10 protein-coding genes are annotated in these 13,275 nt (G+C 55.2%); 2 read left to right on the top strand and 8 right to left on the bottom strand.

What is annotated here, in order from left to right; all coding sequences use genetic code 11:
* Window positions 1-36 precede the first annotated feature (36 nt).
* The gene (locus ACYJL1_RS23850; RefSeq protein ID WP_460899580.1) at window positions 37-744 is read left to right on the top strand and encodes a GntR family transcriptional regulator; all 708 of its coding nucleotides are present in this window, start codon (window positions 37-39) and stop codon (window positions 742-744) included.
* Window positions 741-1,460, top strand: a complete 720-nt coding sequence (locus ACYJL1_RS23845; protein WP_460899579.1) for an aspartate/glutamate racemase family protein — start codon at window positions 741-743, stop codon at window positions 1,458-1,460. The genes ACYJL1_RS23850 and ACYJL1_RS23845 overlap by 4 nt, the downstream gene beginning before the upstream one ends.
* A gap of 273 nt (window positions 1,461-1,733) precedes the next feature.
* Here ACYJL1_RS23845 and ACYJL1_RS23840 read toward each other — a convergent pair whose 3' ends face one another.
* The 8 genes from ACYJL1_RS23840 to ACYJL1_RS23805 form a co-directional block, all read right to left on the bottom strand.
* Entirely contained in the window at window positions 1,734-4,067 is a 2,334-nt protein-coding gene (locus ACYJL1_RS23840) for a penicillin acylase family protein (RefSeq protein WP_460899578.1), read from the bottom strand.
* A gap of 21 nt (window positions 4,068-4,088) precedes the next feature.
* Entirely contained in the window at window positions 4,089-5,222 is a 1,134-nt protein-coding gene (locus tag ACYJL1_RS23835; RefSeq protein ID WP_460899577.1) for a M20/M25/M40 family metallo-hydrolase, read from the bottom strand.
* A complete protein-coding gene (locus ACYJL1_RS23830; RefSeq protein ID WP_460899576.1) occupies window positions 5,219-6,400 on the bottom strand; it encodes a M20 aminoacylase family protein in 1,182 nt (393 codons plus the stop codon). The genes ACYJL1_RS23835 and ACYJL1_RS23830 overlap by 4 nt, the downstream gene beginning before the upstream one ends.
* A gap of 59 nt (window positions 6,401-6,459) precedes the next feature.
* On the bottom strand, window positions 6,460-8,106 hold the full coding sequence (locus ACYJL1_RS23825) for an ABC transporter ATP-binding protein (protein ID WP_460899575.1): 1,647 nt from the start codon (window positions 8,104-8,106) through the stop codon (window positions 6,460-6,462).
* A 1-nt stretch (window position 8,107) separates the two neighbouring features.
* Window positions 8,108-8,989, bottom strand: coding sequence for an ABC transporter permease (locus ACYJL1_RS23820; protein WP_460899574.1), 882 nt, complete (start codon window positions 8,987-8,989; stop codon window positions 8,108-8,110).
* Window positions 8,989-9,930: an ABC transporter permease gene (locus tag ACYJL1_RS23815; protein ID WP_460899573.1), complete on the bottom strand. Its 942-nt coding sequence runs from the start codon at window positions 9,928-9,930 to the stop codon at window positions 8,989-8,991. Before ACYJL1_RS23815 ends, ACYJL1_RS23820 begins: the two co-directional genes overlap by 1 nt.
* A gap of 91 nt (window positions 9,931-10,021) precedes the next feature.
* Window positions 10,022-11,629, bottom strand: coding sequence for an ABC transporter substrate-binding protein (locus tag ACYJL1_RS23810; RefSeq protein ID WP_460899572.1), 1,608 nt, complete (start codon window positions 11,627-11,629; stop codon window positions 10,022-10,024).
* A 34-nt stretch (window positions 11,630-11,663) separates the two neighbouring features.
* Entirely contained in the window at window positions 11,664-13,157 is a 1,494-nt protein-coding gene (locus tag ACYJL1_RS23805; RefSeq protein ID WP_460899571.1) for a M81 family metallopeptidase, read from the bottom strand.
* Window positions 13,158-13,275: the final 118 nt, after the last annotated feature.

The raw sequence follows: 13,275 nt of genomic DNA, 5'->3' as shown, positions 1-13,275 counted from the left end.
TGTCAAGAAGGTGGGACTATATATCCGGAGGCAGGAATGAGCGAGGGACGGGTCGAGACTCTTTACGCGCAGCTAAAGGAAATGGCGGTGAACTTCCGCATTCGGCCGGGCGAGCGTCTTAACGAGGTCATGCTGGCGCGCGAACTCGATGCCAGCCGGACGCCGCTGCGGGAGGCGCTGAACCGGCTGGTTGCAGAACAATTGATCGATTTTCAGTCTGGCAAGGGCTTTTTTTGCCGCGAGCTTGATGTCCGCTCTATCTTCGAGCTCTACGAGATTCGTGCGGTTCTGGAAGAAACGGCGGTCCGCCTGTTGTGCGAGCGCGCCGGAGACGCCGATATTTCCACTCTCTTTGACAACGAATATCAGGATGGCCTGCTTTATGCAGGACGTACGATCCGAGAGGCCAGTGCGGCGGACGAGGCATTCCACCTGGCGATCGCCCGACTTTCCGGCAATCGCGAACTCTGCCGTCAATTGGCGCTGGTTAACGAGCGTATCCGCTTCATCCGCTGGGTCGATATGGCCGCTGCTGTCATCCGCACCAAGGATGAGCACAGCCGCATCATGGATGCCATTCTCAGGCGGGACGCGCAAGCAGCGGTTCTGTTGATGCGCGGTCATATCGTCAAACGCATGGACCAGATCGTCGCTTCGGTCCGTGAGGGTTATTCGAATATCTATGTCGCCGGACCCGAGGAACTGTTTGAGCGCCGGCTCGTAAACGAGGAAGAGATTGGATGAAAGTTCAGGGCGGTAAGGCGGTTAACGGAGCATCGGTGGGCATACTGATGCTGGAGGCGCAATTTCCACGCATACCTGGCGATATGGGCAATGCCACCACCTGGCCCTTTCCGGTGCACTACAAGGTGGTACGTGGTGCTTCGCCCGACCGGGTGGTGCGCAAGGGCGCTGAAGGCCTACTGAAAACCTTCATCGCAGCGGCCTGCGAGCTTGTTGAGGATGGGGTCGACGGTGTCACCACCAATTGCGGATTCCTTTCGCTGTTCCAGGAAGAGCTCGCTGCTGCCCTACCGGTGCCGGTGGCGACCTCCTCGCTGATGCAAGTGGCCATGGTCAACCGCTTGCTTTCGCCGGACCGCCGGGCCGGCATTCTGACGATCTCCGCCTCGACCCTTACGCCAGCGCATCTCGAGAAGGCAGGTGTGCCAGAGGGCACCCCGATCGGCACGACTGAAGGCGGGCGTGAGTTCACCCGTGCCATTCTCGGCAATGCGATGGAACTGGACGTAGCAGCGGCGCGGGTCGACAATATCGACGCCGCCCGAGCGCTGGTGGCGGCAAATCCCGATCTGGGTGCGCTGGTGCTGGAATGCACGAATATGGTTCCTTATGCCGCCGACATCCGCGACGCGACCGGACTTCCGACATTTTCGATCGAAACTTTCGTGCGCTGGTTTCAGGCAGCGCTCGTGCCCCGTCGCTACGGTGTGAACTGAATTCCTGCCTGAGACCGGTTGGAGGCCTGAAACTGGCGATCACGTGACAAGGCAACTGCGCCACAACAATGTTCCAGTATTCAGGTCCCTATCCAACCGGTTGGCCGCCAGGCTGATGTCACGGTGGCCGCAGCTGACATTATGCCCGGTTCGCCAAGGATGGCAGACTCGCTCGCCCCCCTCACCCGGACGCAAGATAAGCAACCGGATGACGGGTTTCGCCAGCCGTGCTCGATCAAGTTCAGTGACCGGGACGGCGTTCCGCAAACCGCATCAAGCACTCAACGATATTGTCGTTGTCGTCACTCTGCTTATTTGTTCTGCCGAATACAGTAATGGAACAGAGTGTCCCTCATGCCAATATTTCTTGAGATCCGTATAATGTGGAGAATCCGGTAATCCTGATTGTCCCGGATTGTTTACAAAAAAACTGTTGTCCCATGCCCCGACGTCAATAACCATCCGAACCGATGGCCCTGAGATGACTGAGAAGTCACTCAATCGATAATTGGCATAGTTAAGCGTAGAACTGCTCCCTCCCAAGGCGATTGGGCCTGTTGACCAATCTTTATCCGTGAGCCCCTGAAGAGGATGGCGCAGGTGGAGTTTATGGATGCAGCCCCACGACCGGTTCGTGGTGCCTGCTTTCCCCGATGAAGTATATTCCGCCCAAGCATCTACGAGGCTTCGGCGAATGCGTTGGACAATCTCGGCACTATCGGCCGCTTTTTCCAGCCATGAAGCAATGCTTGGTGCGTCGAATGGCATTAGTAACGGAATTAATTCCGGTGCGGCCCCTTCCAGCCGAGCGACAAGAGGGCCGAGATGCTTGCTGAGCCATATCTCAAAAATTGCTGCCGGCGCGGAATGTGCAGCCAGATCGCCGTTCCAATTCTGGAGCAGCCGCCATGCCTGTTCATTGTTGTCATGGCCAAGTAGCACTCTCATTCGGTTCAGCACGCGGACAGCAATCGGTGAGACAGTTGAACGCTGCAGGGCCACGCAATCTTCAAGGGAAATCGGCTCGCTGCGGGAAAGCTCGTGGTGGAGCGTGTCATGCCTGCTACTGTCGAGCCACTCATAGCCGATAGCCGGATTGGTTGCCGTCCAATCAACCGGCACATTCATGGCGTTGGCGGTCGCTATAAAACCGCGCGAGGGATTAACTTCCGAGGGGCCCGACTGCGGTGACAAATACCCGTTCCATTCAAAACGCCCGTCCCCGGGAACCGGAAGCAAGCCATCCCAATTGTTACGAACTGGCGTAGCACCGGACGGGTTCCATGCAATCGTGTTGGCCGTATCAGCATAAATATGATTGACGGAAGGGCAGCCCCAGCCTTGCAGCGCACTTGAATATTCACCATAGTTCGTCGCTTTCATCACGCAAAGGCTGGCCATATAGGGCGCCATGCCGGCGTCCATCCACACAGTTCGCAAGCCAAAAGCGCGATGGTTTTCCTCATCCTGGTAGATGATGGGACCATGGCGGGTAAACTTTAGTTCGACTTTTTGATCGGGGTATCCCTTGACGGGAATTGTTTCGGTGATGGTTTCGACCTGTTCCCAACCGTCTGCGTAGACGTATTGATCAGGATCATCTTCCTTCATCCGATAGACATAAATATCCTCTTGGTCTGCGCCGAAAATTGTAAGGCCGAAAGCGATAGTGCCATTGTGACCCATCGATATTCCAGGAACCATCGGCTCGCCTGCACCGATCACATCGAGACCCGGCATGGTCAGATGAACGACATATCGTATTGATGGCAAAGTATGTGTGCGATGCGGATCGAGAGCGAGTATAGGGCGACCGGTTGTGGTTTTCTCTGCCGATATGGCCCAGTTGTTGGAGCCCTCTTCAAAGGAAGCGCGAACAATATCGCCAGACGGAGCCACTGTCGTCCAAAGGGCAGCCTCATCCAATGTGGCAGCGAGCCGCTCATTTGAAAATGTTGCGGGGCTGATGGCAAGGTTAAAATCACGCAGCACCCGGTCCGTCATAATTGCCGGGTCAAAGCCTTCGACCGGCTTGGGCACGATGCCGTGGGACAAATCCTTGCGAAGCATATCGAGCTTCGCGCCCAGTTCCACGCCCGCCGCAGCCATGACTTTGGAGCGCAACAGCTCGGAGGATGCGTTGCGCGTCAGCGAGTGGGTACGCACCCGCACGACATCTTCCGGCTTCCAGCGTTCTGGCCGATGACCAAGCAATACAAACTCTGGCGGAAGCGATATCGAGCCCGCATTGCAGGCATCGACGTAAGCATTGATACCGCTTGCAAATGCGGTGCAGATTTCTTCGGAATCCGGCCCGTAAGCTCGCCACTCAGCCGCCATGTCTCCGCGGTAGAGCAACAGCCGCGCGGCCCTGTCCTGCTCCAAATAGCCAGGGCCAAAATCACGTGCCAGCAGACCCAGCCCGCGTTTGCGGGCCGTGTCGATCTGCCAGAGACGATCACGCGCAGCATTCCAGCCTTGCGCAAAAAAGAGATCGTGAAGGTTGCTGGCCCTAATATGGGCCACCCCCCACTGATCCACATTGATCGTAACATCATCCTTCAGGCCCGGAATACGGGCTTCGGTCAATCGGCTTGCATTGGACATATGGCTGCACCTGTTGCGCTTTTATTCCAGCCGCAAGAACAAGCCTGCGTGAAGACGCGCGCGCTCGATCAGACTGTCTTCGAAGATATGCTCGCCTAAAGTATGCAGACCATCACCACGCACGCCGATGGAATCAAGCGTCGGCACGCCGAGCGCGCCGGTAAAATTTCCATCGGAACCGCCACCGGAGCTTTGGGCCGTCATAGTGAATCCGATCTCTTTGGCGATATCATTGGCGAAATCGAAGAGTTTCATATCTTGCGGCTGCCCCGGCTCCCAAACAGGCCGCGTCACGCCGCGCGTGACGATGAGCTCCACATCGTCTTTCGCGCCTGCAAGGGCCATGATGCTTGAAACGCCGTCTTCCAGATCCTTTTGGGTTTTCGCCATGCTGAGCGCCTCGGCCTTGCAGCTTGACGAAACGCAATTGACCCATTGTCCAGCCTGAATAACACCGACAGAGAATGTACAATCTTCTGTTGTGAGCGCTTCAATCTCTATGATTTTTTCCGCCATGCGGCGGATGGCTGAGCGTCCTTCCTTGAGCAACCAGCCGGCATGGCTCGGCCTGCCAATAGTCTCCAGATTGTAACGTGCAATCGCATAGCGTCCCACGACTGCGCCGCCGTCACGCCGCGCGGGTTCCGGCACCAGAACATATTTGTTCTTGAGCGCTTCCTGTTCAATCAGATCGCGCGTGGAAGGGGTTCCCACCTCTTCATCGGGCGTCAAAAGGAAGGTAACAGGAAGTTTGGTTGCAAGTCCGCTTCTCGCAATCTGACGCATGGCCTCAAGCGCAATGAAATTGCCACCCTTCATATCCTGGATGCCGGGGCCGTAAATCTTGCCCTCGTCTCGGCGGAACGGATTTACATCAATGACGCCAACCGGATGGACGGTATCGAGATGCCCGGAAACCAGAATGCCGGGCTTGCCTTGATGCTCGTGCGGAAACCGTGCACGCAAAGAACCGCCAAAGCCCATTCGCCCCGGAATGAATTCAATGTCCGCACCTGCAGCTGCGAAGTCGTAGGCGGCAGTATCCACCATCCTGTTGACAGACGCTGCATCGAAAGTCGGGCTTTCAGTTTCGATCCAGGGACGCAGACGCCCAATCATGTCATCTAGGTCGAATGGAAGTTCAAACGCGCTCATGCGGCCAATTCCTTGTTAACAGACAAGCGGGTTTCCACGATCCGAGCATAGATGGACGCGCCAATCGGAAGCACTTCCGGTTCGAGCGTAAATGCCGGATTGTGCAAAGCGGCCTTGCCGCCATGCTGCACATTAATGTAAGCGCCAGGTACGCGCGCGAGCATATCGGCGAAATCCTCGCTTCCCATAAAAGCCGGGCAGTCGTCGCTGACGTTTTCCTCGCCGAGCACATCGCGCGCAACAGCGATATAGGCTTCAGAAAGCTCGTCATCATTACGCAAAACATCAAAGACATTGCGGATGTCGACATCAATAGTGACGCCGTAACCAGCTGCCACGCCTGCGCAAATTTCTCGCAGACGGCTTTCCGCCAAGTCGCAGACGTGGCGTTCAAAATAGCGGATCGTACCGGTGATCGTGGCGACTTCCGGCACGATATTATAGGCGCTGCCGGTGTGGAATTGGGTGCACGAAACCACACAGGCTTCAGTCGCCGGGATGTTACGGGAAACGATGGTCTGTATCTGCCCTACAAGATCGGCACCGATCACCAACACGTCCCGTGAATTATGCGGTTGGGCCGCATGACTGCCCTTTCCCGTCAGTTTGATGTCGAAGAAGCTGGCTCCGGCCATGGCGGCGCCCTTGCGTATCTGCGCTTTGCCGAGTGTGCCTAAAGGCTGATTATGCATCCCGTAGATTTCGTCGCAGGGGAAGCGTTCGAACAGGCCCTCGGCGATCATGGCACGCGCACCACCAAGACCTTCCTCAGCTGGCTGAAATACGAAAACCGCCGTGCCTTCGAAATTGCGGGTAGCGGCCAGATATTGGGCTGCACTGAGCAACATCGTCATGTGACCATCGTGGCCGCAGGCGTGCATACGGCCTGGGTTTTGCGACGTATAAGAAACTCCCGAAATCTCGTCGATTGGCAGTGCATCCATATCTGCTCGAAGGCCGATCCGGCGATTGCCAGGATTATGACCTTTCAGAATGCCGACGACGCCGGTCTTGGCGATATCGGTGTGAACTTCATCGAAACCCCATTTCTTCAAAAGACTCGCGACAACGCTGGAAGCGTGGTTCTCCTCAAAGCCAATTTCGGGATGACGATGAAGATCTTCGAAAACCGCGCGCATCTCGCCGGCCTTCTCCTCAATAAACGGTATGATGGGCATAATTTCGTTCCTGTTTGAAGCATTGAAGATAATCGGGGCCGCAAGCAGCGGCCCTTCGATCAGGCGGCGGGACGTCCAGCCGCGAAATCCCAGAAGCGGCCGGGAGCCGCCTCAATCAATGAGCGCGTATATTCATGCAACGGATTGCCAAGCACATCAGCCGCATTTCCATGTTCGACAACCTCTCCGCGTTTCATTACCAGCACGTCATCGCATATCTGTGCTGCGACGCGCAGATCGTGCGTTATGAAAATAATGGCGATGCCGGTATCGTTCTGAAGCTGTGCGAGAAGATCAAGAACCTGCGCCTGTATCGAGACATCCAGCGCGGAGACCGCCTCGTCCGCCACCAGAATGTCGGGCCTGAGGGCCACAGCCCGCGCAATGGCAATACGTTGGCGCTGACCGCCCGAAAATTGATGCGGATAACGTTTCAAAGCATCCTGTGGCAGCGAGACAATCTTCAGCAAACGTTTCGCCTCTGCCACAGCTTCCTCGTAAGGTACACCGTAGTTAAGCGGTCCTTCCGTCAGACTTTGCTCAATAGTCCAGCGCGGGTTAAGCGATCGGAACGGGTCCTGAAACACTACCTGGAGTTTCTTGCGAAACGGCTTCATTTCGCGTTTGCCAAGATGTGCAATGTCGCGTCCACCAACAAATATCTCGCCTTCGGTGGGCTCAATCAACCGCATGATCGAACGAGCGACAGTGGTTTTACCGGAGCCGGATTCGCCGACGATCCCGAGTGTGCGTCCTGGTGGAAGCTCGAAAGTCACGTTGCGTGACGCTTGGACACCGGGCTTGGTGATGAAAATACCGCGGCTTCGATAAGTCATGCCCAGGTCGCGCACGCGGATCACAGCTTCGCCGCCTTGCGATTCACGCGCCAATCGAGGGATGAGACTGGGCACCGAACCCAGCAAGTCTTTTGTATATTGTTGTTGTGGTGAAGCCAGGATTTGCCGAATCATCCCCTGTTCTACGATTTCGCCGTTGTGCATAACGCAGACGCGGTCGGCAATTTCGGCAACCACTCCCATGTCATGCGTGATGAACAGAACCGCCGTGCCATGTTTTGCCTGCATTTCGGCAATCAATGACAGAATTTGCTTCTGCGTCGTCACATCGAGCGCAGTGGTCGGCTCGTCTGCGATCAAAACTACGGGCTCGAGTATGAGCGCCATGGCAATCATGATGCGCTGACGCTGACCGCCCGAGAGTTGGTGCGGAAAGCTTTGATAGATGCGCTCGACGTCGGGCAGATGCACCTGCTCCATAATATTGATGACTTTGACGCGTTTCGCCTCGGCTGATAAATTGGTGTGAATATCCAGAACTTCCATGATCTGCTCACCAACCCGCATGACCGGATTGAGGGCCGTCATTGGCTCTTGAAAGATCATCGAAATACGCGTGGCGCGCATTTTTTTCATATCGGCGGGGGATAATTTCAGCAGGTCAACGCCACCAAGCCGGATTGCACCTGCCTTTACAAGCAAAGCATTCTTGGGGAGAAGCCCCATTGCCGTTAACGACGTCACCGACTTGCCCGAACCCGATTCGCCAACGAGGCAAACCGTTTCGCCTTTGCGAATATCAAGGCTGACGCTGCGAAGCACCTGCGTGCCACTGGGTAGCGCCACGACGAGATTGTCAACTTCGAGCACGACAGGTTCTGTCGTGAAATCACGATTACGCAGTTCCATTTCAGCCCTCCCGCTTTTTCAGGCGCGGATCGAGCGTATCGCGTGCCGCATCGCCCAGAAGATTGATTGACAGGACGCAGAGCGTCAGTAGAAGTCCTGGCCAAAGCACAATGGACGGTTTGATGCGGAAAAACTGGCGGCCCTCGGCCATTATGTTTCCCCATGTCGGGATCTCGGTACTTATGCCTGCCCCGAGAAACGATAGGATTGCTTCGGTTAGAATTGCCGATGCGACGATATAGGTGCCCTGCACGATAAGCGGAGCCATCGTATTGGGCAGGAGATGCTGGAAAAGGATTTTTGGCGTACTCGAACCGAGGGCCAGCGCAGCTTCCACGTATGATTCCTCGCGAGCACTCAAGATTACGGAGCGCACCAGACGCACGACGCGCGGAATTTCCGGGATGGTGATTGCTACGATCACCGAGCCAATGGATGGCCCATTCAGCGCGACCAACGCGATCGCGATCAAAATGGAAGGCATTGCCATTAGCGCATCCATCATGCGCATGATGATTGCGTCGGCGGTGCGGAAAAAGCCGGCGACCAAGCCGATGAGAACACCCACTCCAATTGAAGCTCCGGCAGCAAGAAGGCCTATCAACAGGGAAATACGCCCACCAAGAACCATGCGTGAGAAGAGATCACGACCGTAATTGTCAGTGCCAAGCAGATGGTCATCCGAAGGTGGCTTGAGCCGCATCAATGGATTCATGGCTAGCGGATCATGCGGAGCGATCCACGGGGAAGCGAGGGTTAGAATGAGGATTGCGGCAAGGAGAACGCCAGCAATCATCGGTCCGATACCAACGCGTTTAACGCGCGGCAGCGAGAACAGGCGCAGCAACCAATGCATGCCCGTCGATGTCGGTTCAAAGCCCATCAATAGCGGATCCTTGGGTCAAACAATGTGTAGGAAAGATCGATCAGCAGATTGACGAAGACGTAGAGCGCGCTCGTCAAAAGGATCATGGCCTGAATGACCGGATAGTCGCGCGCCAAAACCGCATCAACCGTCAGACGTCCGATACCGGGTATATTGAATATGCTTTCCGTGACCACGACACCTGAGATTAGCAGTGCGAACCCAGTGCCAATAATGGTGACGACCGGCACGGCAGCATTCTTCAGAGCATGTACGAACAGGAGCCGGCGATCACTGACACCTTTTGCGCGTGCGGTACGAATATAATCTTCGCCCAGAACATCCAACATCGCTGCACGGGTCATGCGGGCGATGAGCGCGATATAGATCGAAGCCAGCGTCAGTGCAGGCAATATCGCTCGTTCCATGAAACTGCCAAAGCCCGATGAAATTGGCTTGAAGCCCTGCACCGGAAGCCAGCCCAGATTGACCGAAAAAATGAGCAGCAGCACATAGCCAACCAGAAAGACTGGAACGGAAAAGCCCAGAACAGAAAAACTCATGACTAGATAATCAATCCACGAACGATGCCGCCAGGCTGCGATCACACCCATTGGAATTGCGGCGAGAACAGCAATAATGATGGTGAGAACCGCTATGGATATCGTCGGACCGATACGCTGAGAAACCAGATCGAGTACCGGAACGCCCGATATCAGTGAAACGCCAAGATCACCCTGTAATATACTGCCCATCCAGACGAAATATTGCGTCAAGATAGGTTTGTTGAGACCCATGGCCTCGCGAATGCGTTCCAATTGTTCAGTCGTGGCGGCGTCGCCTGCCAGAATTGCCGCCGGATCGCCCGGCGTAAGCCGAAGAAGGAGGAATACAAAGATCGATACCAGCAGCAACACTGGCACAAGAGCAAACGTACGTTTCAAAAAGTAGATAGCCATATGCGCATCCCGCGAGAAGCGGAACCGATGCTGAACCGGTTCCGCATTGAATTTGGGAGCTATCACGCTGGGCGCGATAGCGGCGGGCAGATTATTCTTCGGTCTTTTTCACGTTCCAGAACACCGGAACGGGAGAGCCTAGCATATCGACGACATTGGACCGGCGACCCTGCGGCGGATTGTATTCACCAAGCGGAATATAGAGTACGTTCTCCAGCGTATGGGCCTGAATCTTCTCAATAACGGCTTTCTGCTCTTCAGGCGTTTTTCCAGCAATATATTCCTTCTTCAACGCTTCGATCTTGTCATCCTGCGGCCAACCGAACCAGCCCTGATCGCCGCGACCATTGAGCATGACGGAGTTGAGCGGGGTGGCGATTTCCGGAATCTGCCAGTTTGTAAAGAAGATATTCCAGCCACCCTTTGACGGCTCATCCTTTGAAGCGCGGCGACCGACAAGCGTCTGCCAGTCCATTGGCTGCATGTCGACAACGAATCCTGCTGCGCGTAGCTGCTGTGCTGCCACAACCGGCTGTGGAGACAGGCTGGAAACGTCTGTTGGCTGCATCAAAACAACCGGCTTTCCATCATAACCGGCCTTTTTAAGCAGTTCTTTTGCTTCTTCAATATTGCCCTTCCCAACTATGCTTTCAGCGCCGACATTTGTGGCATTGGGCGTGCCGCATCCAAAAATCGCACCGCAAACCTTGTAATATTCGGGGTCAGCCATGAGCGCAGCAAGTATCGGTTCCTGTGACATGGCAAGAAAAGCTGCACGGCGAATATCGGGATTGTCAAAAGGAGGATGCTTGAAGTTGAGACGCCCCATGGTCTGATAGCCGAGCGGATCGCGCCGTTCGAGAACCACCGTGTCATCGCCTTCAAACAGGGCTACCAAGTCGACGGGGACCTGTTCCATATAGTCGACTTCACCGCTTGCCAGAGCGTTAACTGCCGTCTGCGCATCGGTCATCGTGACCCAGCGCACCTTATCCACATTTACGACTTTACCGCCTGCCATCCAGTTAGCAGGTTCATTACGCGGTATATACTCCTCGTTTTTGACATAGCTCACGCCAACGCCGGGTTGGAACTCTGCCGACACAAACTTGAAAGGGCCAGAGCCAATATGCTCTGTAATGGCAGTATCAGCTGGCGTTGCAGCGATGCGCGCGGGCATGATGAACGGAGGCAGAGCTGCCTGCTTGGAAAGTGTGTCAAGGAAGGGGGCAAATGGCTCTTTGAGCGTCCAGACAAGCGTTTTATCATCGGTCGCCTTCAGGGATTCCGTGATATCCATGATAAGCTGGCCACCGGCATCACGCTTAGCCCAGCGTTCAAGCGAGGCCACTGCATCAGCAGCCGTTACCGGCGCACCGTCGTGGAATTTGAGACCATCGCGCAGTGTGAATGTATAGATTTTACGATCATCCGAAACAGTCCATTCCGCCATCTGAGGCTGCGGCTTGAAATTTTCATCAACAGCGATCAGCACGTCATAAATCATGTAAGCATGATCACGGGTGATATGTGCGGTGGTGATGATCGGATCGAGGATGCGCAGGTCCGAATGCATGACGGCGGTAAGCGTTGTTTCCGCCCATGCAGTGCCGGTACCAAGCGCGATCAAAGACGCTGCAATTCCGTATTTTAGTCTGCGAAGAGTCGAGCTAGGTTGGTGAAAACTGATAAACTTCATCTGCTTAGGTCCTCTGAAGGTTGTTCTTGTTCTTCTAGTTAAATTCCTGTCCGAGCGGCTCAAGCCTTATGCCCGAGCGCAAACGCTTCCATGGTAATTGTGCGGGGCTGAGTGGCATCGCACCGGGGGCAATGCAAACCAGAAGCTTTTCCGCGATTGGCGCGAAGTCGGCTCGAAAATGGACCGAACTTTTGTTAACGAGAATAGCTTCCTGTTCCGGTTGGATACCAACCATGCGATAAAGTTCACGATCTGCCATTTGTGCAAGATTGGTCGTAACAACGACGCGCGTTCCACCAAGACGAAGGCAGGCAGAAGGGCCCATATTCAGCCATGTGCCGCCATAGTAGGGACCTGTTGCATGGATCTTCCCGTCGGAAAGTTTCTCAACTGTGAACCGGGCCTTAAACGGCTCGTCGTTCTCGATTCCCGACTTGCCGCCAAGCGAAATCTCGATCTGCGCCCCTTCACCTGCCTGATGCGCAGTCCTTGCGGCTTGCGGATCGTGGATACATCCAATGGCCGCACGTTCGGCACCACAGGCAACAAGTGCACGAAGCATCCCGGTCGTATCCGAACTGCCACCGGCACCGGGATTGTCTTGAGTATCAGCAATGATAACGGGGCGGGTGGCACCCCGTGCCAGTTCGATCGCCTTTTCAACCCCTTCCTTTGGTTGATAGGCGGTGCCGACGAAAGAGGCTTCGGCTGCCGAAAGAGCCATCGTAATATTATCGGCGCAAGCATCAACCGCCTTCTGATCCCAACCATAGGCAAAGATCGAAGATCCGCATTCGGCAAAGTCAGCAGCGGGGAAACCCATAAAGAGCGAGGCTGTTAGCACATTTTCTGGCAGATCGACCGTCATGCCATACAGGCTCTTTGCTGGCTCCTCCTGCGTGCACTGCCATGCAATCGGGATCAGATAGTCGCCCTGTCGCATCGCCTTGTGCCAGCCGTTAGGCCTGTCCATCAACGCCTGCAAAGCCTCTGCCGACCGATAACCGGTTTCGGCCATATCAACATGAGGATAGGTACGAAAACCGACCATAACATCCGAAAATTCGAACATACGCCGTGTGACATTGCCGTGCAGGTCTAACGCGACAGCAATCGGCTCTGATGGGCGGACGGAACGGACCCGTTCGAGAAGTTCGCCTTCACCATCATCCACGTGCTCAGCAACCATTGCACCATGCATGTCGATAAAAATGCCATCGAGAGGCCCGCAATTCTCAAGCCCCTCAACAATCTCTGAAACGATTGTTTCATAGGCGTCCCTGGTGACCGGCGCGGAAGGGATGGCCCCTGCCCACAGGATAGGCACGACTTCCCATCCGGCCTCTTGGGCAAATTTTAATGCCCCGGCGATACCGAGATTGACACTCTGCGCATTCTCGAAAATTGCGCCTCCACGTGACATCGGGATGTATCCGCCACCCTGAACAAACGCTGCCATGGTCGCTGGAGCGGCGGCAAATGTATTCGTTTCATGCAAAAAGCCAGCTACAGCCACGCGTTTTGACACGAGCGCACTCCCATTTTCTGATTGCCCCCTCGGGCTGTTGCGTGTATCTCTCAGCGATACATCTATATTGTTTTTATGATAGGAACCATCTTCGATGCTTGTCAATCCTCCAATGTCG

The sequence above is a fragment of the Phyllobacterium sp. K27 genome, assembly GCF_054796155.1.
Note: the sequence above shows the minus strand (reverse complement) of the source record. Positions and strands in the feature narration are given on the sequence as shown.

Bases quoted from the DNA above. Each gene is read 5' to 3' on its own strand.
- ACYJL1_RS23850 (WP_460899580.1), top strand. From the start codon at position 37: ATGAGCGAGGGACGGGTCGAGACTCTTTACGCGCAGCTAAAGGAAATG.
- ACYJL1_RS23815 (WP_460899573.1), bottom strand. From the start codon at position 9,930: ATGGCTATCTACTTTTTGAAACGTACGTTTGCTCTTGTGCCAGTGTTG.
- ACYJL1_RS23810 (WP_460899572.1), bottom strand. From the start codon at position 11,629: ATGAAGTTTATCAGTTTTCACCAACCTAGCTCGACTCTTCGCAGACTA.
- ACYJL1_RS23820 (WP_460899574.1), bottom strand. From the start codon at position 8,989: ATGGGCTTTGAACCGACATCGACGGGCATGCATTGGTTGCTGCGCCTG.
- ACYJL1_RS23840 (WP_460899578.1), bottom strand. From the start codon at position 4,067: ATGTCCAATGCAAGCCGATTGACCGAAGCCCGTATTCCGGGCCTGAAG.
- ACYJL1_RS23825 (WP_460899575.1), bottom strand. From the start codon at position 8,106: ATGGAACTGCGTAATCGTGATTTCACGACAGAACCTGTCGTGCTCGAA.
- ACYJL1_RS23830 (WP_460899576.1), bottom strand. From the start codon at position 6,400: ATGCCCATCATACCGTTTATTGAGGAGAAGGCCGGCGAGATGCGCGCG.
- ACYJL1_RS23835 (WP_460899577.1), bottom strand. From the start codon at position 5,222: ATGAGCGCGTTTGAACTTCCATTCGACCTAGATGACATGATTGGGCGT.
- ACYJL1_RS23845 (WP_460899579.1), top strand. From the start codon at position 741: ATGAAAGTTCAGGGCGGTAAGGCGGTTAACGGAGCATCGGTGGGCATA.